This is a genomic window from Nocardia sp. NPDC050717 (assembly GCF_040654275.1).
In the GTDB taxonomy this organism is placed as follows: Bacteria; Actinomycetota; Actinomycetes; order Mycobacteriales; family Mycobacteriaceae; genus Nocardia.
In genome coordinates, this window is the sequence record NZ_JBFAHR010000031.1 from 1 (window position 1) to 22938 (window position 22938).

Here is a 22938-nt window from a genome sequence, read left to right on the forward strand (position 1 = left end):
TTCGGCCTGGAATCGGATGTAGGAGGATTTCGGTCTTTTCCGCGGCTCGGGTCGTATCAGGCCGTTGCGGGTCAGGTGGCGGGAGATCGTGGCCGGGGACACGGTGACGTTGTGGTGGTGGCGTAGGTGCCAGGCGATGGTGTGAGGGCCCGCGTCCATGCCTTGTCCGGTCAGGTCGTGGCGCAGGCTCACGATCAGGTCCACGACCTGTGGTCCGGTGGCGTTGGGGCTGGTGTGGGGGCGTCTGGAGCGGGGTTCGAGGGCGGTGTCGCCTTCGGTTCGGTAGCGGGTGACCAGTGTGCTGACCCAGCTCGGTGAGACGCCGTAGGCGCGGGCGACGTCGGCTTGGCTGCGGCCTTCGACGACGACGGCGGTGATGACCAGGCGGGCCTTCGACATGGTCGGTGACCTTGCCCGGTGTTTCCTATGACCCGAGACATGTGTTTCCTATGTCCTGCAACCAGACACTGGGGCCACGAACCTGCGATCAGAGGTTGCCCTGGTCAACACTACACCTGCGACGCTCGACCGGGAGCGCATAGCTTCTCGCTAAGCATGGGCCCGCCCCCGCCAGTGCGAGCTCGAGAGAGGACGCTAGTGCCCCGTGATGAAAGGTTGATGCTGTAATCCGCTACCCGGGGTGGCGGGTTAATCATCGGCTGCCGACCGGTGATGCTGCCGGTGGAGGTGGTGCTGGTGGCTCGGAAGCCGGATGCGTTCGTCAGGGCGGTGACGCCCGAGGAAGGCCGCAAGCTGGCCCAGATCGCGCGGCGCAGCAAGGTGCCGGTGCGGATGCGGCGGGCGGTGGTGGTGATGGCGTCGGCGCAGCATCAGCCGGTCGGGATGATCGCGAAGCTGATGCAAGTGTCGGAATCATATGTGCGGCAAGTAATCCACGATTTCAACGAGAAGGGCCTGGACGCTCTGGACCCAAAATGGAGCGGGGGCAGACCGGCGAAGACCGATCAAGCGACACGTGATCGGATCTGTCAGATCGCCCAGTGCTGCCCCCGTGACCTCGGCTGGCCGTTCTCGACGTGGAGTCTGTCGAAACTGGTGGAAGTACTGCGGGGCAACAAGATTGCCGACCTCAGCCGTGAAACCGTCCGGCAGATCTTGAAGGCCGGTGAGGTGTCGTGGCAGGCCACGAAAACGTGGAAGGCCAGCAACGACCCCGATTTTCGGGCCAAGATGGCGCGGGTGCTCGATCTCTACGACCATCCGCCCGCCGACGGGCGCGTGGTGTGCGTCGACGAGTTCGGGCCGTTCAATCTGCAACCCAGGGCTGGTCGCGGCTGGTTCACCGTCGGCCGAGCACGCCGGCTCCGGGCCACCTATAACCGGACCCAAGGCGTGCGCCACATGTTCGGCGCTCTTGACCTGCGGACCGGCCAGTTGTATTACCGGATCCGGGACCGGAAACGGTGGACCGAGTTCCTCGCCTTCCTGAAGTCGTTGCGGGCCAGGTGGCCGGGTCAGAAACTGTATTTGACCTGCGACAACTACTCGGTCCACAAGCGGGCCGAAGTCCGTTCATGGTGCGCTGCCAATGCCGTCGAGTTGGTGTTCCTGCCGACCTATTCGTCGTGGCTGAACCGCATCGAATGCGAATTCGCCGCGCTGCGGTACTTCGTGTTGAACGGCACCGATCACCGCAGCCACGACGAGCAAGACGACGCTATCGGCACCTACGTCCGCTGGCGGAACCAGCATGCCCGGCCGATCCGAGGCTTCGCGGTGGGCTCGAAGATCCGGAGGCCGGATTACCTAACCAACGTTGCCTGACACGGCACTAGCTCCGGTGCCGGGTCCGCTGAATCTGTCCGCTCGGCCAGGCCGAGCTCGGGCGGCCGAACTCGATACTGTCAGCGCCGACGCCGCGATCCTCAGACCAACCGTTGGAGCACAGTGCCTGCCCGATGGTTGCGGTGGTTCGGCTCGCCGCTGAAAATATCGACAGCTCAGGGGTTCAGGCCCGCTGGCTTGGCGCCCTCCCGGATCAGCGCCCCGACCTCCTGCCTGTGCACCAGTTCTCAGCCACATCGCACACGTGCATGCAGCAATTACACCGCTGGTCGTCGGTCATGGTCACCGGTCGAGCAGGGTGACCACCGACTTGGATTCGAGATATTCCTCGATCGCATTCGGTCCGTTTTCTCGTCCCCAGCCGGACTGTTTGTAACCTCCGATGGGCATCTGCACCCCGCCGCCGCGGTGGATGTTGACACCGATGCGCCCGGCGCGGAGTCGACGAGCGACGCTGTGGGCGAGCGCGATGTCACGGGTCCAGACGCTGCCCGCGAGCCCGTACTCGGTGTCGTTGGCCAGGTCGATCGCGGTATCGATGTCGGCGTAGGGCATCGCGGCCAGCACCGGCCCGAAGATTTCGTCGCGGACGATCTCCATGGAAGGTGTGGCTTCGGCGAGCAGTGTTGGCGGATAGTAGAAGCCTCGCCCCCCCATCCGCTTTCCACCGATGACGACCCGTGCACCGTCAGCGACGCCCCGGTCAACGAATCCGGCGACGCGGTCGAGGTGGCGGCGCGATACCAGGGGCCCGAGCACCGTATCGGGATCACTGCCGTAGCCGACTTTCATGGCCACAGCGTGCGCGGCGATCCCTTCGATCAGGTCCGCATAGATCGAGGCATGCGCGAGGAGCCTGGTGCCCGAGGTACAGATTTGTCCCGAGTTCCAGAAAGCTCCCAGCGCGATACCTGCTGCTGCGGAGGCGATGTCGGCGTCGGGCGCGACGATCACCGGCGACTTGCCGCCGAGTTCGAGTGAGACCTTCTTGAGGTTGGCGGTGGCCGCGACGACAACTTTGCGACCGACTGTGGTCGATCCGGTGAAGCTGATTTTGTCGACACCTCGGTGTTCGGCCAGCGCTGCGCCCGTTGCCGCGAAGCCCGTCACGATGTTCACCACCCCGGCCGGTATGCCGGCGTCGATCAGGATCGTGCCCAGCGCGAGGGCGGACATGGGTGCTTCTTCTGATGGCTTGAGCACACAGGTACAACCGGCCGCCAGCGCGGGCGCCAGCTTCATCGACATCGCGATCAGTGGTGCGTTCCAGGGCACGATCATCGCCACGACGCCGACTGGTTCCTTATAGGTGGAGCCGTGCAGGCGACGCTCGGACGGACCGATATCGGTCGTAGTGCCGTGGATCTTGTCGGCCCAACCCGCGTAGTAGCGGAACTGGTTCGCCGCCTCGGCGACCATCAGCTTTGCTTGCGACACCGGCATCCCGACATCGCGGCTTTCGAGGTGTGCGAGTTGGTCCACTCGCTCGGTCATCAGATCGGCTATCCGCCACAGAATCACGCCGCGCTGAGCACCGGAGAGCCGCAGCCAGCGCTCGTCATCGAATGCCCGACGTGCGGCTTGCACGGCGTCATCGACATCGGCCGCCGCGTCGGCTACCCGACCGATCACCTGTTCAGTGCCCGGATCGATGACCTCGAAGGTAGCGCCCGCGGCGGCGGGAACCCACGCACCGTCGATGAGCAGCTTGCCCGCGCCAGCCGACTCGATGCCGACTCCCTTGCTCATGCGTGGTGGATCTGGGGCATCGGGTGGGGGATCTTCGTGCCCGGCGGCGGGCTCTGTACCGCATCAGCATCACCGGCGACCAGCTCGACCAGGTAGCCGTCGGGGTCAGCGACCATGGCCACGGTGACCGGACCGAACTCGGTCGGCTCGACTTTCAGCTCGTAGCCTGCGGACTCGAGCTGGCTCGCCGCGGCGTGCACGTCGTCGACGGCGTACACCAGGGGTGCGTAGCCGGGTATCGGCGCAGGTGGGGGCAAAACCTCACCGTGCAGCAGGACCAGGGTGCGTTCGCCGGCGGAGTTCTCGAGCATCACCTCCGTAGCCGCTGGGTCGATGAAATCGAGGACAGCGCTGACCTTCTGGCCGAACAGTGCGTAGAACGCGAGTGAGCGTTCCAGATCGCGGACGATCAGTTTGAAATGGGTGAACTGACCATTGATCATGATTTCTCCGTTGATGGTCGAGAGTTTGGGTAGCCGTTCAGCTCTTGACGGGAGCGTGGTTGAAGCCGGTGAGCAGGCCGTGCCCCGCGTCGACCGGGATCACGGCGCCGGTGACCACCGAAGCCAGTTCGGAGTTGAGGTACAGCGCGGTGTCGGCGACGACCTGGGGGTCCAGCACGGATGTCGCTTTGAGCGCGTTGAAGTGGTAGGCGCCTTCGTCGAGATGTCCTCGGGTACCACCGGGCTCACCGGCGAACAGGTCGTAAGCCGACTGGTTGTCGATCATCGGGGTGTCGATCGCGCCGGGGCAAATGGCGTTGCAACGGATACCGTAAGGGGCGAGTTCGAGGGCGATGTTTTTCATCAGTCCGATCACGCCGTGTTTGGCCGAGACGTAGTGGGCGTAGTTCAGACCGGGTTCGAGACCGTTGGCTGAGGCAATGATGACGATCGATCCGGTATTGCGTCCGATCATGTGTGGTGTCAGAGCTTTCGCGGTGCGCCAGACTCCGCTGAGGTTGACTCCGATCATCTGTTCCCAGTCGTCATCGGACAGCTCCCAGAACGGCTTTCGAGTCCAGATGCCCGCGTTGGCGATGAGGATATCGATCTTGCCGAATTCGGCGAGGCCCAGCGAGACCGCCTGGTCGAGTGCCGCCTGGTCCCGGACGTCGGCTTCGACGGCGAGGGCTCGGCGGCCCTGCTTCTCGACCAGATTCACGGTCTCGGCGAGTTCGTCGGCGGTACCCATCGGGTAGGGCACGGTAGAGAGCTGGTCGGCGAGATCGACAACGATCACGTCGGCGCCCTCGCGCGCGCAGGTCACGGCGTGGGCGCGACCTTGCCCGCGTGCCGCTCCGGTGATGAGCGCGACTTTGCCGTCGAGAAGTCCCATGGTGAATATCCTTCGAAGAGAGAGCTTGCGGTCTACTCGAGAGAGGCCGCGGACTAGGTGCCGTGCAGGATGACGCCGCGAATGATCTTTCCGGCCTTCATGTCGGCGTAGCCTTCGTTGATCTGGTCCAGCCGGTAGTAACGGGTCGCCAATCCGTCGAGCTTCAGATGTCCGCTGTCGTAGAGGCGCAGCAGCTTGATGATGTCGTGGTGAGGGTTGAGGGTGCCGAACATGGAACCCTTGATCGTCTTCTCCCACTTGGTCATCACCGCGCCGGAGACGTGGACGGTGCGGTCTTCGGGGGCTCCCAAACCGGTCACCACCACGGTGCCACCCTTGCCGACGATGTCGAAGGCGTCGCTGACCACTTTCTCGTCGACGACGCCGACGGTAACCAGGGCCTGGTCGGCGCCCTGTCCCCAGGTCAGCTCGTGGACGCGAGCCGCTGCCTCTTCCGCAGTCGAGAAAGCATGCGTGGCACCAAGTTTCAGCGCGGTGTCGCGCTTGAACTCCACAGGGTCGACGGCGACGACGAATTTCGCTCCGGCGAACGCCGCACCCTGGATGGCGTTGATACCGATGCCGCCGATGCCATACACCACCACCGTGTCACCGAAGTGCACTGCGCCCGCCTCGGTGGCCGTGCCCCAGCCGGTCGGCACTCCGCAGCCGACCAGGACGGCGACCTCGAGCGGGATCCATGGATCAATCTTGATCATCGACCGCTCCATGACCGTGGCTCGTTCGGAGAACGTGCCCAGCATGCACAGGCTGCCGTAGTCGCGGCCCTGGGAGTCGTGGTAGCGGAAGCGGCCGTCGGGGAAGGTGCCGTTCATCGTGTCGGCGGCCATGTCGCACAGGCTGGACCGGCCCGTCGCGCAGTACCGGCAGGCGCCGCAGGTGGGTACGAAGCTGCCGACCACGTGGTCGCCCGGTTGCAGTCGGGTCACGCCCGGTCCGACGGATTCGACGATGCCCGCCCCTTCGTGGCCGAGCACGATCGGGGTGCGCCCGCCGAGAATGCCGTCGATGAAGTGGTAGTCGGAATGGCAGAGCCCCGAGGCGACGAACTTGACTTGGACCTCACCGAATCCGGGTTCGTCGACCTCCAATTCGCGCAACTCGAGTTCAGTGCTGCCCTCGTCGATGACTGCGGCGAGTGTCTTCATGCGGGAACCGCGTCGTTCGCGCGCGGTCGCAGCGTCGCGGCGCTGGTGATCTCCGAGCCACCGGCCCGCAGCTCGGCCCAGTCCGATGCGTCGTGGCTGATCCAGACCGTGGTGCCGGGCTGGGTGGACAGCAGCTTGATCTTCTGCAGCGAGCTGTTCTTGTTGGGCCGGTCGACGTCGAACGGCATGCCGATGGTCAGGTCGACGTTGTCCCACTTGTGCGCGGCATCGCTGGTGAGGACGAGCGTGCTCTCGTCGGGCAGGCGCAGTTTCAGGCCGAGGGTGCCGGGGGTGTGCCCGTGCAGCGACAGCAGGGTGATGCTGCCGTCGCCGAACAGGTCGTGGTCGTATCCGGCGGGCACCTCGTTCCAGGCGATCTTCTGCGCTGCGGTGATGTCGTCCTCGCGGAAGAAGGCAGCGTCGAGGTTCGACGGCGTCTTGGCGTAACGCAGTTCGCCCGCACCGATGAAACCCTGCGCGTGCGGGAACAGGTCGAGTCCACCGGTGTGGTCGAAGTGCATGTGCGACAGCACGACCCGACGGACGTCGCGGGTGGTGTAGCCGATGGCCTCGATCTGCCGGTCGAGCCGGTAGGCCTCCGGAAAATCGATCTGAAACGCCGCGGCCATCTCGCCGTATGCGGCCGCCGGATCACCGGCACCGATGGTGGCCAGCCCGGCGTCGAACACCAGCAGGCCCTCGTCGTGCTCGATGAGGAATGTCGGCGCCGGGATGGTCTCCTGCACACCGCCCGAACCGAGCATCAAGATGCCGCAGTCGACGGTCAGGGTCGGGGCATCCAGCGCCCACACGTGACGGACGGTCTTTGTTGCTGCCATGAGGACTCCAATGTCTTGCCGGCGTAGAGGTGCTGAAAATGATTAGCGGAGATCATATTCAGCATTAAATATTTTGTTTTGTTCACCCGAAGGCTGACGATCCATGACGTCGGGCACCGGCGCGCGCTGCCGTTCGCCACTACCTTGCGCCCTGGGTCACAGGCTGCCGTCGAATAGTATCTGCAACCTCGTCGAGATTCAACAGTTGACTAGATTTTGGCTCTACCTGCTGAGATACCCGTTGGAGAACCATCTCAGCGCCCAGAACGACCAGCGAACCGCCGCGACGGGCACAAGTCGACTCCCCTGCCGGAGTCAGCGGATCGCACCGTGAAGCCATTCAGGCAAAGAGCATTAAATTTCGTGCACGATCTCGTACCCTGCTCGTGGGAGTAGCTCCCGGGTCGAGTCCCCGCGGCCCCCGGCCTCCCGTTCCGAACGCCCACTTCCCGCACCCGAGGCCCGCACCGACTCGCTCTCATGGCGTGGCGGGGAGCGCGCGACCCTTCTCACCGAGCGAGAGAGAGAGATCCGATGAGTTCACCGAAGAATTGGGCGACCGCGATCGGTATGCGACCCACCCAGCTGGCAGTCGTTCTGTTCTGCGCGTTCCTGAACATGCTCGACGGCTACGACGTCCTGGTGATGGGCTTCGCGATGCCACACCTACCGGAGGGATTCGCATCGAACGCGCAGAAGGGGTACCTGGTCAGCGCCGCGCTGGCGGGCATGGCGGTCGGCGCGATCGGACTGGCCCGCTACGCCGATGTCTACGGTCGCCGGCGCATACTACTGATCGGCCTGGCGGTCAACACGATCGGGCTCGCGACCTCGGCCCTGTCGTTCAACTTCGAGACCTTGCTGCTCACTCGCTTCGTTACCGGCATCGCCATCGGCACGATCAGCGTGGTGATCGTCGTGCTCGGCCAGGAGAGCGCGCCCGCGAACCGGCGCAGCATCGCTCTCGGCATCGTGATGATCGGATATCCGATCGGCACGATGCTGGCCGGTTTCGCCGGAGCGGGACTCATCACCTGGGTCGGTGGCGCGTGGCAGGGAATGTTCTGGATCGGCGCCGCGTTCGGCGCACTGTCGCTGGCGGTCACCGCTGCCTTTCTTCGGGAGTCCGACGACTTCCTCTCCCGAAGCACCGACGGGCAGCCGGTGGTCACCGCCGACACTCCACCGCTGCTGGGACAGACGTTGCGGGCGCGGACGATTCTGCTGGCCGGCGGCTATTCCATGCTGACCGCCGCCTACTACTTCGTCGGCACCTGGACTCCGCAGCTGATCAAGAACGCCAGCGGCGATGCCGGCAGTGGCGCACTGGCCGGGATCATGATCGGATTGGGCGCGGTCATCGGCGGAACCGCCTTCGGTGCGGTCGGATTGAAGTTCGCCGGCGCGCGGATAGCGGCCGTGACCGCGGTGGTGGCGGCCGTGGCGATCGCGGTGTTCGCGGTGACGCTGCGCGGACCCGTCGCACTGACCATGGCCGCCGTGCTCGGCGCGGCGATCTACGCGGCCCTGACCGGCTACACCGCGACATCCACGGCGGTCTACCCGGTGCTGGCTCGCGCCAAGGGATACGGCGCCATGATGGGGGTCGGCCGGGCCGGTGCGATTCTGTCGCCGATCATCGCCGGCTACGCGTTGGCCGTGCTGACGCCGCGCACGATGTACCTCGCCGTCATCATTCCGCTGCTGATCGCGGCGATCACCGCGATGACATTGATGCGGGTCAGCCGCTCGCTCGCCCTCGAATCATCGCCGACGTCGGCGCCTCGCGAGTCCGTGACGGATTCGTAGGCCCGCCCACCTCGCCGATCCCCTAGTCGGGATCGGCGAGGAACATCCTGATCAGGGTGTGCGAGACTTGGTCCGCGAAGTCCTCGACTCCGAGATCACTGCCGGGATTGAACCATTCGCCGATGAGGGACAGCCCGCCCAGTGCCAGATTCAGCGTGACGTGCAGGCGATCGGCCGGGATGGCCTGCGGTGTGGTGACGAGTTCGTCGACCACGCCACGAAAGATCGAGGTCTGCTCGCGCCGCAACTCGTCGCGTCGCCGCTCGAGCGCCTCGATCGGCACCTGGACCTTGAGGAACAGCGGAATGAACTCGGGGTATTCGCGCAGCGTGATCACGGCTTCCTCACGAAACATCCGCCGCAGCCGGTGCAGGGGTGCCCCCTCGGCTTCGGCGATCACCCGCAGACGCGGGAACACCTCGGCGGCCGCGTGCTCCATGCAGCGAAGAAAGAGCTCTTCCTTGGACGGGAAGTAGTAGTAGAGGCTCGATCCGCGCATGTCGAGTGCCGCGCCGATGGCTTCGAAGTTGGTTGCCTCGTAACCGTATTCGGCGAACAGCCGGGCCGCCGTGTGTTCGATCAGCCGGACCCGACCAGCACGCTTGCGCTCGGCACGGGTGCCGGGTTCCCCGGCTGCGGGCGCGCCGACGCGGCCTGCGTCAGTGCCTGCCTGCGGCGCGTTCATCATCGACCTCCCTGTCGAACCGGTGCCCGGAGGGCTCGCGACAGTCCCGACTCTGCGCGAGTCTAACGAACCCTCGGAACCGACCGGCGTGCGACGACCCCTTGCCAAGCGCCAATAGTATATATAATCTAGCCATCAGTAGAATTTCTGGTCGTGCGAAGAATGGACTGTATCGGTTCGGACCCCGGCCATCGTCAGCGCAGAAGGTGGAGCCGTGGATATCTCCGGAGTGGACGTCGCCCATACCGACGAAGTACTGATCGGCGGCGCGTTCCGACCTGCCACGGGTGAGAGCTACACGGTCACCGCGCCGTCGACGGAACAGCTGGTCACCGAAGTCCGCCAGCCGTCGGTGGCGGACGCGATCGCAGCGGTCGACGCAGCGGATTCCGCACGTCAGATGTGGGCTCGGACCCCACTCGCCGAACGAATCGCGGCGACGGCCCGCTGGTTCGAGCTCGTCGATGCACGTTCGGCCGAATCGGATGTGGTGTGGGCAGTCGAGGCTGGGATGCCGTTGCGCCACGGCCGGGCACTGCACCGCTTCGGCACCACCGCGGCGTGGCGCTCGGCGCTCGACGGCGCCGAAGCCGTACTCCGCGAACGACGTGACCGGTCCGAGCTCGGTGACATCCTGTTGCGCCGCGAACCCGTCGGTGTGGTGGTAGCGATCCTGCCCTACAACGGGCCCGTCGTCACGATCGCATCCAAGGTCGTTCCCGCCCTGCTCGCGGGGTGTCCCGTGGTGATCAAGGCCGCGCCCGAATCGCACCTGACGATGGCGGTTGTCGCCGACTGCGCATTGCGCGCGGGGTTCCCCGCGGGCGTGGTGAATATCGTGTGCGGTCCGGTCGAGGTGGGCAAGGCATTGACCCGCGATCCGCGGGTCGACATGGTGTCGCTCACCGGCGGGCACACCGCCGCCCAGGACGTGCTCGCCGCGACACACGGCCGCTATGCCCGGACCCAGCTCGAGCTCGGCGGCAAATCCCCCGCACTGATCCTCGATGACGCGCCCTTGGACCGGACCCTGCGCGCGCTCGTCCCCGGTGCCACCAATGGCGCGGGCCAGGTGTGTGCGCTGCTGTCCCGAATCCTGGTCTCCGAGCACCGCCACGATGAAGTGGTCGAGCAGCTGCGGGCAGGATGGGAGCGATTGAGGGTCGGTGACCCACTCGACCCGAAGACCCATGTCGGTCCGCTCATCAACGAAGCCGCACTGCGACGCACCGAGGACTTCGTCGCCAAGGCCGCAGCCGACGGCGCGCAATTGGTCACCGGCGGCAAACGACCTACGCACCTGGACGCCGGGTGGTTCCACGAGCCGACTTTGTTCACCCATGTGTCCGAGGACTCCGACCTGGTCCAGCGCGAAGTGTTCGGACCGGTCACCGCGGTGCAGGTCTACCGCGACCTCGATGATGCCGTACGCCTGGCCAATGCCACCGCCTTCGGTCTGTCCGGGGCGGTGTTCACCGCCGACACCACCCTCGGTATCGAGGTGGCGAGCCGGATTCGTTCGGGCGCTGTGGCGGTCAATTCCTTCGGCCCCGCGATGAGCGCCCCGTTCGGCGGCGTCGGGGCGTCAGGGTGGGGCCGCGAATCGGGCCCGGAGGGGATCCTCGGGTTCACCGAACTCAAGCAGATTCTCGTCGGGGCGGCGTGAAGCCATGGAACGACGTGCCGCGACGGCCGCTGCCGATACCTCGACCGAAGGGCAGACGATGGGGCCGTTGACCGGGCTCAAGATCATCGAGTTGGCCGGGCTCGGACCGGGACCATGGTGCGGAATGCTGCTCAGCGACCTCGGCGCCGAGGTCCTGCGTATCGACCGGCCCAGCGCTGTGGGCTCACTGCGCACCGATCTGGGTGCGAGCAATGGTCGCCAGCCCGCGTTCGTCAACGACCGCGGGCGTCGCTCGGTGGCCATCGATCTCAAACACCCCGACGGGGTGGAAACCGTGCTGCGTCTGGTCGAGCAGGCCGACGCGCTCCTCGAAGGCAACCGACCCGGTGTCACCGAACGCCTCGGCGTCGGACCAGATGCGTGCTTCGCCCGCAATCCGCGCCTGGTTTACGGCCGGGCGACGGGCTGGGGTCAGGACGGACCACTGAGTCAGACGGCCGGGCACGATCTGAACTACCTGTCGTTGTCCGGGCTGCTCGCCGCGATGGGACCGGCGGGCGGTGCACCCGCGATCCCGCTGAATCTGCTCGGCGACTACGCCGGTGGCGGCCTCATGCTCGCGATGGGCCTGCTCTCGGCCCTGTGGGAAGCACGAGGCAGCGGACGTGGGCAAGTGGTAGACGCCGCGATGGTCGACGGCATCGCCCTGCTCGGCAGCGTCTTCTACGGCCAGCGGCAGGCGGGCATGCACGGTCTCGAACGCGGGACGAACATGCTCGACGGCGGTGCGCCGTTCTACAGCGTCTACGAAACCGCCGATGGCGGCTGGATGGCGGTGGGCGCGATCGAGCCCGTGTTCTTCGCCGCGCTACTCGACATTCTCGGGCTCGAACCCGAACTCGCCGAGTCCCAATGGGATCGCGCCCGGTGGCCGCAGCTACGCTCCCGGCTCTCGGCGGTGTTCGGCACCCGGACGCGAGCCGACTGGGAGTCGGCGTTCGCGGGCACCGACGCCTGCGTGACCCCGGTACTCGACCTGGACGAAGCACTACGCCACGACCACGCGTTGGCGCGAAACAGTTTCATCCCGGTCGACGGCGTCCTCCAGCCCGCCCCCGCGCCGCGCTTCAGCCGCACCCCCGGTGCTGTGCAGGGACCCTCGGTCCCGGCGGGAACGAATACCACTCGCGCACTCATCGACTGGGGCTTCGACCCACCCGAGATCGATGCCCTCCGCGCCGCCGGAGCGGTCCTCTAGCAGACAAGGAACACCACGAATGAGTCATTGCCGCCTCACTCACCGGAGCATCCCATGGGGATGAGCCTGAACTACATCACCGATGCGATCGCTTCGCAGATGCCCGCCGTCGATCCGAGCCGGCCCGCTGTCGCACTCGGCGGCGAACCTGCCCTGAGCTGGCTCGAACTGCGCGCCGCCGAGCTCCGTTTCGCGCGGGCCCTGCAACAGGCAGGAGTTCGCAAAGGTGACCGAGTCGGTGTGCTGCTGCGCAACTGCACCGACTACATCGCCCTCTACCTGGCCATCGGCCGGGTAGGCGCCATCGCGGTGCGCCTCAACTGGCGGCTCACCGCACCGGAATTGCAGTTCGCACTGACCGATTCCGATCCCGGCGTCCTCATCTTCGACGCCGAATTCGGTGCCACCCTGGCCACGATCCGCGACGACATCGCGGTCACCACCTATGTCGTACGCGGCGAATCCGGTGTCCTCGACGGAGCTGTTCTGCTGTCGGAGTTCGCCGCCGAGGCTTCCGATGCCGCGGGCTTCCCGGTCGTCAGTGCCGAAGACCCGGTATCGCTGATGTATTCGTCGGGAACCACCGGACGCCCCAAGGGCGCGTTGTTCTCCCACGGCAACGCCCTGTGGATCGGATCGATCCAGGCCCAACGCTGGCGCATCGACAGCGACACCGTCTGCCAGACCAGCGGACCGCTGTTCCACGCGGGCGGCTTCGAGGTCCTGCTGCTGCCCGCCCTGCTCACCCACGGCACGGCGATCACCTTCCCGTCGGGCAACTTCGCCCTCGAGAACTTCCTCGAGGTCGCCGACCGGCACGCCGCGACCGATGTGCTGCTCTACCCGTTCATGCTGTTCGACCTTCTGCGCAACGACGACATCATCGACCGGGTGCCGCAGACGTTGCGGCGCATCGTCACCGGCGGCGACATCGTGATGCCCTGGGTCTACGACGCGCTCGAGGAACGCCTGCCCGGCGTCGAACTGGTGCAGTCCTACAGCCTCACCGAGGGCGGCGCGGTCAGCACCAGCCTGGAATTCGACGTGGCCCGTGGCCACGAAAGCAGCATCGGCACACCCCAGGCCATGACCGAGATCAAGGTGATCCGACCCGACGGCTCGCGCACCGATGTCGATGAAGTCGGGGAGATCTGTGTACGCAGCGGCGGGGTGAGCATCGGCTACTGGAACCGCCCCGAGGCCGATCGCGCCACCTTCGTCGACGGCTGGTGCCACTCCGGCGACCTCGGCAGCGTCGACGCCGAGGGTTTCCTGACCATCGCCGGGCGGGCCAAGGACATGTACCGCAGTGGCGGCGAGAACGTCTACCCCGCCGAGATCGAAATGACGCTGACCGGTCACGTCGATGTCGCCGACGCCGCCGTGATCGGTGTAGCGGATCAGCGCTATGTCGAAGTCGGCGCCGCGCTGATCGTCGCCACCGAGGGCGCCACCGTCGACATCGACGCGCTGCGTACCTGGCTGGCCGAGCGGCTCGCCAAATACAAAGTGCCCAAATACTTCCACGTCGTCGGCGAACTGCCACGCAACGCCAACGGCAAGGTCCTCAAAAACGTTCTGCGCACCACCTACGGGCAGACCACGACACCGGAGACGAACACATGACACGAGCAGCATTGTTCGAACAGGCCGGCACGCCACTGCGGCTCGCCGAGATAGACATCGCCGCACCCGGACCCGGAGAGGTCGTCGTCGACGTCCGAGCGACCGGTGTGTGTCACTCCGATGTGGGCGTCTTCTCCGGAAAGCTCCCCGCACCACTGCCTTTGGTGCTGGGTCACGAAGGCGCCGGGGTCGTCACCGAGGTCGGCGATGGCGTCGACGGTCTCGGTGTCGGTGACCATGTCGTCCTGTCCTGGCTCGCCTCCTGCGGGACCTGCTACTACTGCCAGCGCGCCGAACAGCATCTGTGCGGACGCCCACGCACCATGCTCGGCGCCCACACCCTGCCCGACGGCAGCACTCGAATGAGCCTCGACGGCTCCCCGGTGCGCCAGTTCTGCGGACTCGGCACCTTCTCCCAACGCAGCGTCGTGCCCGCCGGAGCGGCTATCCGCATCTCCGACCAGGTCCCGATCGCCTCCGCCGCCCTACTCGGCTGCGGAGTGCTCACCGGATTCGGTGCCGCAGTCAAGACCGGTGGTGTCCGGGTGGGTGATGCTGTCGCAGTGATCGGTTGCGGCGGTGTGGGTCTCAACGCCGTGCAAGGCGCGCGCATCGCGGGTGCGACCACCATCATCGCCATCGATGTCCACGCCGACCGACTCGCGCTGGCCACCGAACTCGGCGCGACACACACCCTGACCGCGGGCCCCGATGTGGTCAAGAAGGTCCAGCAACTCACCGGCCGCCGGGGCGCCGATGTCGTCATCGAAGTGGCCGGTCGCCAGGAGACCGTCAACCAGGCCGTCGCGATGGCGCGGCGTGGTGGCACCGCCGTCCTCGTCGGCGCGGGTCCCGGTGTCGGTGTCGACGAAGTCTTCAACAATGTGGTCATGTCCGGAAAGACGGTCAAGGGCTGCCTCTATGGCTCGGCCTACGTCGAACGCGATATCCCGCAGCTGGTCGAGCTCTACCAGCGCGGGGCGCTGCTGCTCGACCAGCTCGTCACCGAGACCTTCGAATTCGGCGACATCGGCAAGGCCGTCGACTACTGCGCCGGCGAGAACGGCGCCCGCGCGGTCGTCCTCTCCTGACCATGCGGCGGGCTATCGGCGTCCGCTCAGCGAAGCCGACAACCCGAGGAAGGAGTATCCCCAATGCCCGCACCGGGATCCGCACTGAACCAACCTCAGGGCTCCAGCCGCCCGGCCGAGGCCCTTGCCCGGGCAACCATTCCGCGATTGAACGAGCTCGGCGCCTTCCTCAAGGCTCGCCGCGCCGAGCTGACGCCGCAAATGGTAGAACTGCCCGAGCATCCGACGGTACGACGTGTGCCTGGACTGCGCCGAGAAGAAGTCGCTCAGATGGCTTCGATAAGTACCGACTATTACACCCGGGTCGAACAAGGGCGCCGACTCGCCTCGGTACCGGTCTTGGCTACGCTCGCACAGGTCTTTCGGCTCGACGACTACCAGCGCGTCTACATGTTCGAACTGGCGGGAAAGTATCGGTGCGACGCTGATCCAGGTCGTCTTGTCCGTATCAATCCGCGGTGGCAACGACTCCTTGACCAGTTTGCCGACACCCCCGCGATCGTCTTGGGGCCCTTCGCCGATATCCTGGTCTGGAATCAGCTTGCGGCCGCACTGATCACCGACTTCGACCAGCTCTCTACCGACCATCGAAACTATGTGCACCTCATGCTCACCGACCGCGCGATGCGTCGGTTGTTTCCAGAATGGAATGCTCTTGCCAGGGCAGCGGTCTCCTACCTGCGCATGGATTTCGCGACCTACCCCGACAGCCGACGACTGTTACAGCTGGTAGACGAGCTCACTACGAACTCACCTGAATTTCGGCGCATGTGGAAGTCCCACGCGGTCGCTTCGCTCGATGACGGAACCAAGACATTCGCACATCCCGTTGTCGGCGAACTCACACTCGACTGGGATGTGCTGACCTCCGCCGCCTATCCAGGTCAGCGACTGGTAGTCCTCTCAGCTCAACCCGGCTCGTCCTCCGCCGCAGCACTTCGGCTGCTGGCTACCCAGAGCCGCCATCGCAGCTCCGAAGAATCAACTGGTCCAGACACCGGCGATCGCAGCAAGTGACCGAACTCGCCGATCGACCTGATGGCCCCGGGACACAGTCACAGCTGCGACCCGGGGCAGCCCAGCGACGGGTCCTCGTCTACAGATTCTCCGCGTAGAAGCTCTCCAACTTCTCCAGCGCCTGGTCGACATATTCCTTCTTGTCGTACAGGTCGTAATGGCTCGCGCCCGGCACCACGAAGAGATTCTTCTTCTCAGAGCGAGCACGGTCATAGAGCTCGAAGCCGTCGCGGTAGGAACCGAACCCGCCGGGCACATCACCAACGATGATCTGCAACGGCTGAGTCAACAACACCTCGGCCAGATGGAAGGCATCGAAACCCAGAGCCGCCGACAGACCGGAGAACCGCAACTTGTTCGGCGAGTTCGGATTCTGCCCACGCGGCGTCCTGTAGTACTCGACTGCGTTGACGGTATCGATCTCGGTGATCCCGGCCTGCTCGAGCGCTTCGACCGACGGCGGGATGTAAGTGGTAACGACCGGGTCTCCCCCACGCGCTTCGGCCGTGCGCTGCTTACCGATCGCCTCCAGCGTCGCAACTGCGGCGTTCGGCGACAGATCACCCTCGCGCATGATCCGACCGTAGTTCGCCGCCACCACAGTGCCCAGCGCCTTGATCCGGTGCTCGGTCATGGTGGCATTCGCGGCGTAGGCACCACCACCACAGACACCGAGCGCACCGATTCGCTCCTCGTCGACATAATCGAGGGTGACAAGATAGTCCACCGCACATCGGAAATCTTCGACCCGAGACGCCGGGTCCTCCAGGTAGCGGGGCTCACCACCGCTCTCCCCTTGATACGACGCGTCGAAGGCCAAGGTCACATAGCCCATCTCGGCGAGACGTTCGCCGTAGATACTGCCCGCGGTCTGTTCCTTACAACTGCTGATCGGATGACCACACACGATCGCCGGATACTTCTTCGACGGATCGAACCCCGGCGGGAACCGCACATCAGCGGCCACATCGATGTCCTTGTTCTTGAAACGCACTGATTCCATATCGAACACTCCTCGTCTCGTCGGTACCGGCGCTGCGCACTCAACACCCGCGCTATCGATCGTTGCGTCAGCGCCGAAAGATAGCCAGGGACAAACTCGACCCTGGCAACGCTAGGCACCACCCGTTGATCAACGGCACAGAAATGGTGCGTGCGTGGCTCTGATCGCGAACCGGTACCACCCTCGCGCTCGACCCGTGCGATACCACGGAGCACTGTGACCTGCGGCAGCGTAAATGCGATTGCGCAGGGGATTCAAGCGACCTGAAAGACCAGGGCGGTGTAGGCGACTCCGGGGTCAGTCAGCGGGGGCAGTCGTTCGATCGGTGAACTCAGTCGCATCGCCGTGTGTTGCCGTGGGTTAGCCTTGAAACAGAAGAGTCGCTCCAGCAGGTGCTGGAGCGATTCCCAGAACTTTCGATCAGAGTCAGCGGCCAGGCGCCACCGACAGGGTGCGGCCGTCCGCGACATAGGTGCCGGTATAGACGGCGACCGATTCATCCAGGTCGAGCACACCGTCGAGGCCGATGCTGAAACGGCGAAGGATTTCCTCGCCCCCCCCGCAGCGGGTCGGTACCCAACGCCCACGACACCTTGCGGCTGAGAGACATCACCGATGCCTCCGCGAAGGTTCCCGGCTTGTCCGGTACGAACGCGACATCCGGCAGCGGCGTCAGTGCGCCGTCCTTACCGAGCGCGTAGAAGCTGATATGACCAGAGCAAATGTTCGGGGCACACAGGACCGGCCATGAGGCGTCATGCTCGTGATGTGCGGGAGCAGACTTGACAGGTACGGGTTCATAACGGTGGCAACGCGCTGTTTGCCCGGGCCCACCATGGCATCGGCGGTGATGTCGAAGACGGGGAGGCGTCAGATCGAATAGAAATCCGCGATGACCAGGCGTTTTCTGGTTGCCCATGTTTTGTGGGTCCTGCCCGGGACTCGAACCTGCGACAACGGCGAGGCAGGCTGGGGTCGAACGTGCGCAGACGAACTTCCGACTTGATGCGCGTACCAGCCCTTCGGGATCGCTCCAGCGCACCAGCTCCCGGGTCACCAGCGTTGAGGTGCCACCTTCGTCGTCTCGATGCCACAGTCGCGGAGATCATGGACCGCGAGGTATTGCGCCAGACCGAGCGGTCTTGCTGACACTGCGCAGCCGAAACCTCTTGTTCCAATTGTTGTGTGCTGCGCTTGCCTACCGATCATCAGCCGCTCAGGTCCCGGGTGCTGATGTCGAGTGCAATGTCGGTGATCATGTCTTCCTGGCCGCCGACGAGTCCGCGTTTGCCGACTTCGAGCAGGATGGTTCGGACGTCGATGCCGTACCGCTGGGAGGCGGTTTCGGCGTGGCGCAGGAAGCTGGAGTAGACGCCAGCGTAGCCGAGGGTGAGGGTTTCGCGGTCGACGCGCACGGGCCGGTCCTGCAAGGGGCGGACGAGGTCATCGGCGGAATCTTGGAGGGCGAATAGATCACAGTTGTGTTGCCAGCCTTGGAGGTTGGCAACGGCGATGAAGGCTTCGATAGGGCAATTGCCCGCCCCGGCGCCATGTCCCGCAAGCGAAGCATCGACGCGGGTGACGCCCTCTTCGACGGCGACGACGCTGTTGGCCACCGACAGCGACAGGTTTTCGTGGGCGTGGATGCCGATCTGAGTGTCGGGGTCGAGGATCTGCCGGTAGGCCCGGACACGGTCACGGACACCGTTCATGGTCAGGCGTCCACCCGAGTCGGTGACGTACACACAGTGCGCCCCATATGTTTCCATCAGCTTCGCCTGCTTGGCCAGGTCGTCAGCCCCGGTCATGTGGCTCATCATCAAGAACCCGGAAACGTCCATCCCGAGTTCGCGGGCCGTGGCGATATGCTGGGCGGAGACGTCGGCTTCGGTGCAGTGGGTCGCGATGCGGACCGAGCGCACACCGAGTTCGTAGGCACGGTCGAGGTCGGCCATGGTGCCGATTCCAGGCAACAGCAGCGTGGTCAGGGTGGCGCGGGTGAGGTTGTCTGCGGCGGCCTCGAGCCATTCCCAGTCACTATGCGAGCCCGGGCCGTAGTTCAGCGAGCCGCCGGCGAGGCCGTCACCGTGAGCGACCTCGATGGCGTCTACACCGGCGGCGTCCAGGGCGGCGACGATGCGTCCGACGTCGGCCGGGGTGATGCGGTGGCGGACCGCGTGCATACCGTCGCGCAGGGTGACGTCCTGGGTATACAGCTCGGGGATGCTCACCGGTGTGCCTCCGTGGGAGTCGTGTTCTGGATCCGTCGGGCGATGGATTCCGCGGCCTGCAAGGCCGCGGAGGTCATGATGTCGAGGTTGCCTGCGTAGGCGGGCAGGTAGTGAGCTGCGCCTTCGACCTCGAGGAAGATCGACACTTTCGTGGTGACCGGTCCTGCGCCGGCCGGGAGCAGGGTGTGCATGGGTTCCTCAGCGGGAATCGGCGTGAACTGAACGTCTTGCTTGAGCCGGTAGCCGGGGACATAGTCGGCGACTTGGGCGGCCATGTCGGTGATGGAGTCGCGTATGGCGTCGTGGTCGGCGTCGCCGACCAGGGCCAAAACGGTGTCGCGCATCAGCAGTGGCGGTTCGGCTGGGTTGAGGATGATCACGGCCTTGCCGCGGGTGGCACCGCCGACCTGTTCGATGGCTCGCGAGGTGGTTTCGGTGAATTCGTCGATATTGGCTCTCGTGCCGGGGCCTGCGGACTTGGATGCGATTGAGGCGACAATCTCGGCATAGGCGACGGGGGTGACCCGGGAGATGGCAGCCACCATAGGGATGGTGGCTTGGCCACCGCAGGTAACCATGTTGACATTCTCGCCGTCGAGGTGTTGTGCGAGGTTGACCGGGGGCACCACGAACGGTCCGATCGCGGCGGGGGTCAGGTCGATGAGCTTCTTCCCGTACGGAGCGAGGGCGGCCGCGTTGGCGAGGTGAGATTTGGCGGAAGTGGCGTCGAAGACGATGTCGATGTCGCCGAATCCATCGAGCGAGATCAGACCCTCGACACCCTCAGCGGTAGTGGATACCTGCATCCGGGCGGCGCGGGCGAGGCCGTCGGAGAGGGGATCGATGCCGACCATCGCGCCCATCTCGAGGAGGTCGGAGTTGCGCAGGATCTTGATCATCAAATCGGTACCGATGTTCCCCGATCCAATGATCGCGACTTTGATCTTGTCGGTCATGAGTCGTCCTTGGAGAAGGTGGCGGTCACGGGGCCGAGGGTGGATAGCTCGGCGCGGATGATGGTGCCCGGCGGGGTGGGGACCATGGGCCCGAGCGCTCCGGAGAGGATGATCCGTCCGGTGCGCAGGGGGTGGCCGTAGTCGCGGGCGGTGCGGGCGAGCCACCCCAGAGCAGAGAGGGGATCACCCAGACAGGCGGTGCCGGTGCCCTCGGAGACCAATTCCTCGTCGGCGAACAAGTGCATCCGTACGTCACGCGGCTCGAATTCGTCGAGGGTGAGCCATCGATCGCCGAGAACGTACAAGCCCGAGGAGCCGTTGTCGGCGACGGTATCGGTGATGGTGATGTCCCAGTTTGCGATGCGGGAATCGACGATCTCGATGGCCGACGCGGCGCAGGCGACGGCAGCCCGCACCTGGGCATCGTCAAGGTCGCCCTCGACGAGGTCGGCACCGAGCTGGAACGCGACTTCGGCCTCGGCCCTCGGCTGGAGTAGTCGACCACTGGGGACTTCGGATAGCGCCGAAACGTCCATGTCGGCGAACAACACACCGAAGTCCGGTTGGTTCACGCCGAGCTGTTGCTGCACCGCGGGGGAAGTCAGGCCGATCTTGCGGCCGGTGATCCTCGCGCCTGCGGCGACACGCTGGTCTGTCAGCCGCTGCTGGACCGCGTAGGCGCGGTCGATGTCGGTGGTCCCGAGAAGCGGCTGGCAGTTGGCCGCGTTCGCGATCCCTGCCATTGTGGCCGCCGCGATCACGCTATCGGTCCGCACCCGGCTACAGGGAAAGGATCACGTCGTGGAGGCCGCGATATGACCAACGGGCATTGTCGGTACACCGGAACGTACAGGGTCGAGTTGGCCGATACGGATATGGGAGGCGCGGCACATGCAACCTGTGCCCTTCTGTGGTCTGAGCGGGCCGAGCAAGGCCTGCTCAGATCGTTGGGGCTCCAGCCCACATTCCCGCGTCGCCGAGTCGAGATCGACTACCTCGCCCCGTTGTTCTACGGCGAGGAGGTATCCGTCAACATCGAGGTTGTCGAGGTCGGCACGACTTCCGTGGCCTTTTCCTGGACCGGGTACTTCGACGGGACTGTCTATTTCCGTGGAAGGACCATCGCAGTATCCACGGTCGACGGCGCTGTTGCACCCGTGCCACAGGCACTCTCGGCTCTGCCGCTAACCCCGGGGCACGACGAAGGAACTGACTCAGATACGAAATTTACAGACAGGTTTGCACAGGCAGCAATGAAACGAGACGGGGCTACCTTGGGGTTGCCGGACAGCCATCCACCTGCGTAGATGGAAGGGCATCGGGAGAGTCGATCTCCCCTGACCCTGGTCAGCCGCTTCGGCCCCCCGAACCAAACAGCGGCTCGGTCGACTCGAACTCTTCCGCCGCCGCGAACGTCTCCGCACTGATCCGGCCCTGGATCAGCGCCAATCGAAGCGCCAGCAACTCCCGCCCACCATGAGACCCCACCCAACCCGCACACATCCGCCGCGAAACGGCTTCGCTGTCGGTTTGGTGGCATTGGAACAGCTGCAGGGCTTGCGAACCCATATCACCGTCATAGTCACGAAGCTTCTCGTACTCCTCGAAAGCCCACACCCACTCGGGACATCATGCCAATACGGACAACTCGCACACGGCCGTGGCGACGGCGGACCCATCTCCTCCCCACCCGATCGCCGACTGGAATACCGCCAACTGCCACAGCAACACTCTACGACCTTCCCAGCCTGCCCTCTTGCTCATTGCGCCCAGAGCACGAGCCTTCCTGGTCGATCACTGCCAAGCGAGCCCGCCGGCGGATGCGCAGATCACTCGATGCGCAGTAACGGGAGAAGATCGGTCGTGGAATAGTTGGTCATGAGCTGGTTGCCCACAGCCTGGGCAGCAGCGTTGCCCATTCTCATCGAGCAGACAGGACGCGCGACATGGCCCGCAAAGTGGTAGTCAAAATCGTCGACGACATCGACGGCACCACACCCGCCACCGAAACGGTCACCTTCGGCATCGACGGCGCCCTCTACGAAATCGACCTCTCCGACAGCAACGCGGCCAAGCTCCGTGACCACATCGAACAATGGGTCCCACACGCCCGCAAAGTCGGTCGCACAGCCAAATCCACCAAACAAACCATGACCGCACCGATCAAGCCGGAACGAAACCGCAACGATCTCACCGCAATCCGTACCTGGGCCACCGAAAACGGCCACAAGGTCTCCGCGCGGGGCCGCATCGCCGCCGAGATCGTCGACGCCTACAACAACGCCGTCGCCTGACCGACCTATTCGTGCCCGGACGATCCGGGCACGAATAGCTTGGCGCCCATCTACAACTCGTCTTCCATTGTCGTGGCAGGCTCCCTCGCCGGCACCAGCCCAGTGCGAATCTCGTGTCGATTGTGGATCGACCAGTGCAGACACCAAGGACTGCGATCCCGAGTCTCCGGCCCAGGTGAGTCAGCCAGACACGTACCCGCGCTGACTGTTTGAAGACCGACGCCTCTGGCCGCCGGTAAGGAGTGCTTATCGGTGGTCAGGCCTCCGTCCTCGGACTTGATCAGCAATATTCACAGCGATCAGCGAGTCGCCCGACAACGAAACGCCGAACGCCCCTCACTCACAATGAGTTCGGGGCGCTCGTGATTGGGTAATCGGCCGCACACAGGCTTGATGCAAGCTACTTGGTTGGCATTCACACCATACGGCAGGTTCTCAGC

The 22938-nt window shown here is 65.1% G+C and carries 20 protein-coding genes and 1 pseudogene; 9 read left to right on the forward strand and 12 right to left on the reverse strand.

Annotation, left to right across the window (positions count from 1 at the left end; all coding sequences use genetic code 11):
• Window positions 1-402, reverse strand: a pseudogene (locus tag AB0H56_RS31500) (helix-turn-helix domain-containing protein); the annotation flags it as partial.
• Window positions 403-672: 270 nt separating this feature from the next.
• On the opposite strand from AB0H56_RS31500, the gene AB0H56_RS31505 reads away from it, so the two are divergent.
• On the forward strand, window positions 673-1785 hold the full coding sequence (locus tag AB0H56_RS31505) for an IS630 family transposase (protein ID WP_357170388.1): 1113 nt from the start codon (window positions 673-675) through the stop codon (window positions 1783-1785).
• 303 nt (window positions 1786-2088) lie between these two features.
• Here the strand turns inward: AB0H56_RS31505 and AB0H56_RS31510 are convergent, their stop codons facing one another.
• Genes AB0H56_RS31510 through AB0H56_RS31530 form a run of 5 tightly spaced genes read right to left on the reverse strand, consistent with a single transcriptional unit; the run spans window position 2089 to window position 6901 of the window.
• Window positions 2089-3555 (reverse strand): aldehyde dehydrogenase family protein, encoded by a 1467-nt coding sequence (locus AB0H56_RS31510; RefSeq protein ID WP_357170339.1) that lies wholly within the window; start codon window positions 3553-3555, stop codon window positions 2089-2091.
• On the reverse strand, window positions 3552-3998 hold the full coding sequence (locus AB0H56_RS31515; protein WP_357170342.1) for a VOC family protein: 447 nt from the start codon (window positions 3996-3998) through the stop codon (window positions 3552-3554). Before AB0H56_RS31515 ends, AB0H56_RS31510 begins: the two co-directional genes overlap by 4 nt.
• A 37-nt stretch (window positions 3999-4035) precedes the next feature.
• Window positions 4036-4893 (reverse strand): mycofactocin-coupled SDR family oxidoreductase, encoded by an 858-nt coding sequence (locus AB0H56_RS31520; protein WP_357170345.1) that lies wholly within the window; start codon window positions 4891-4893, stop codon window positions 4036-4038.
• A gap of 53 nt (window positions 4894-4946) precedes the next feature.
• Window positions 4947-6062 (reverse strand): NDMA-dependent alcohol dehydrogenase, encoded by a 1116-nt coding sequence (locus tag AB0H56_RS31525; protein WP_357170347.1) that lies wholly within the window; start codon window positions 6060-6062, stop codon window positions 4947-4949.
• Entirely contained in the window at window positions 6059-6901 is an 843-nt protein-coding gene (locus AB0H56_RS31530) for an N-acyl homoserine lactonase family protein (protein WP_357170350.1), read from the reverse strand. Before AB0H56_RS31530 ends, AB0H56_RS31525 begins: the two co-directional genes overlap by 4 nt.
• 534 nt (window positions 6902-7435) lie before the next feature.
• Between AB0H56_RS31530 and AB0H56_RS31535 the strand changes: the two genes are divergently transcribed.
• Entirely contained in the window at window positions 7436-8710 is a 1275-nt protein-coding gene (locus AB0H56_RS31535; RefSeq protein WP_357170353.1) for an MFS transporter, read from the forward strand.
• A 22-nt stretch (window positions 8711-8732) separates the two neighbouring features.
• Here the strand turns inward: AB0H56_RS31535 and AB0H56_RS31540 are convergent, their stop codons facing one another.
• Window positions 8733-9395, reverse strand: a complete 663-nt coding sequence (locus AB0H56_RS31540; RefSeq protein WP_357170356.1) for a helix-turn-helix domain-containing protein — start codon at window positions 9393-9395, stop codon at window positions 8733-8735.
• Window positions 9396-9609: 214 nt separating this feature from the next.
• On the opposite strand from AB0H56_RS31540, the gene AB0H56_RS31545 reads away from it, so the two are divergent.
• From AB0H56_RS31545 to AB0H56_RS31565, 5 genes are all read left to right on the forward strand, one after another.
• Window positions 9610-11061 carry an aldehyde dehydrogenase family protein gene (locus AB0H56_RS31545; RefSeq protein WP_357170359.1) on the forward strand — a complete coding sequence of 484 codons (1452 nt, stop codon included), beginning with the start codon at window positions 9610-9612 and terminating at the stop codon, window positions 11059-11061.
• Between the two features lie 4 nt (window positions 11062-11065).
• Window positions 11066-12280 (forward strand): CaiB/BaiF CoA-transferase family protein, encoded by a 1215-nt coding sequence (locus AB0H56_RS31550; RefSeq protein ID WP_357170361.1) that lies wholly within the window; start codon window positions 11066-11068, stop codon window positions 12278-12280.
• Window positions 12281-12334: 54 nt separating this feature from the next.
• Entirely contained in the window at window positions 12335-13906 is a 1572-nt protein-coding gene (locus AB0H56_RS31555) for a class I adenylate-forming enzyme family protein (protein ID WP_357170364.1), read from the forward strand.
• Window positions 13903-14997: a Zn-dependent alcohol dehydrogenase gene (locus tag AB0H56_RS31560; RefSeq protein ID WP_357170367.1), complete on the forward strand. Its 1095-nt coding sequence runs from the start codon at window positions 13903-13905 to the stop codon at window positions 14995-14997. Before AB0H56_RS31555 ends, AB0H56_RS31560 begins: the two co-directional genes overlap by 4 nt.
• A 63-nt stretch (window positions 14998-15060) precedes the next feature.
• A complete protein-coding gene (locus AB0H56_RS31565; RefSeq protein WP_357170370.1) occupies window positions 15061-16014 on the forward strand; it encodes a helix-turn-helix domain-containing protein in 954 nt (317 codons plus the stop codon).
• A 79-nt stretch (window positions 16015-16093) separates the two neighbouring features.
• Here AB0H56_RS31565 and AB0H56_RS31570 read toward each other — a convergent pair whose 3' ends face one another.
• The 4 genes from AB0H56_RS31570 to AB0H56_RS31585 form a co-directional block, all read right to left on the reverse strand.
• A complete protein-coding gene (locus tag AB0H56_RS31570) occupies window positions 16094-17017 on the reverse strand; it encodes an alpha/beta hydrolase (protein ID WP_357170373.1) in 924 nt (307 codons plus the stop codon).
• Between the two features lie 1208 nt (window positions 17018-18225).
• Window positions 18226-19242: a 4-hydroxy-2-oxovalerate aldolase gene (gene dmpG / locus AB0H56_RS31575; protein ID WP_357170390.1), complete on the reverse strand. Its 1017-nt coding sequence runs from the start codon at window positions 19240-19242 to the stop codon at window positions 18226-18228.
• Window positions 19243-19244: 2 nt separating this feature from the next.
• Window positions 19245-20204 carry an acetaldehyde dehydrogenase (acetylating) gene (locus AB0H56_RS31580; protein ID WP_357170376.1) on the reverse strand — a complete coding sequence of 320 codons (960 nt, stop codon included), beginning with the start codon at window positions 20202-20204 and terminating at the stop codon, window positions 19245-19247.
• On the reverse strand, window positions 20201-20947 hold the full coding sequence (locus AB0H56_RS31585) for a fumarylacetoacetate hydrolase family protein (RefSeq protein WP_357170393.1): 747 nt from the start codon (window positions 20945-20947) through the stop codon (window positions 20201-20203). The genes AB0H56_RS31580 and AB0H56_RS31585 overlap by 4 nt, the downstream gene beginning before the upstream one ends.
• Window positions 20948-21019: 72 nt before the next feature.
• Between AB0H56_RS31585 and AB0H56_RS31590 the strand changes: the two genes are divergently transcribed.
• The gene (locus tag AB0H56_RS31590) at window positions 21020-21511 is read left to right on the forward strand and encodes a hotdog domain-containing protein (RefSeq protein ID WP_357170379.1); all 492 of its coding nucleotides are present in this window, start codon (window positions 21020-21022) and stop codon (window positions 21509-21511) included.
• Between the two features lie 40 nt (window positions 21512-21551).
• On the opposite strand, the gene AB0H56_RS31595 is transcribed toward AB0H56_RS31590, so the two are convergent.
• The gene (locus AB0H56_RS31595; RefSeq protein ID WP_357170382.1) at window positions 21552-21821 is read right to left on the reverse strand and encodes a DUF6283 family protein; all 270 of its coding nucleotides are present in this window, start codon (window positions 21819-21821) and stop codon (window positions 21552-21554) included.
• A gap of 329 nt (window positions 21822-22150) precedes the next feature.
• On the opposite strand from AB0H56_RS31595, the gene AB0H56_RS31600 reads away from it, so the two are divergent.
• Complete coding sequence (locus AB0H56_RS31600) at window positions 22151-22498, forward strand: Lsr2 family protein (protein WP_357170385.1); 348 nt, start codon at window positions 22151-22153, stop codon at window positions 22496-22498.
• Window positions 22499-22938: the final 440 nt, after the last annotated feature.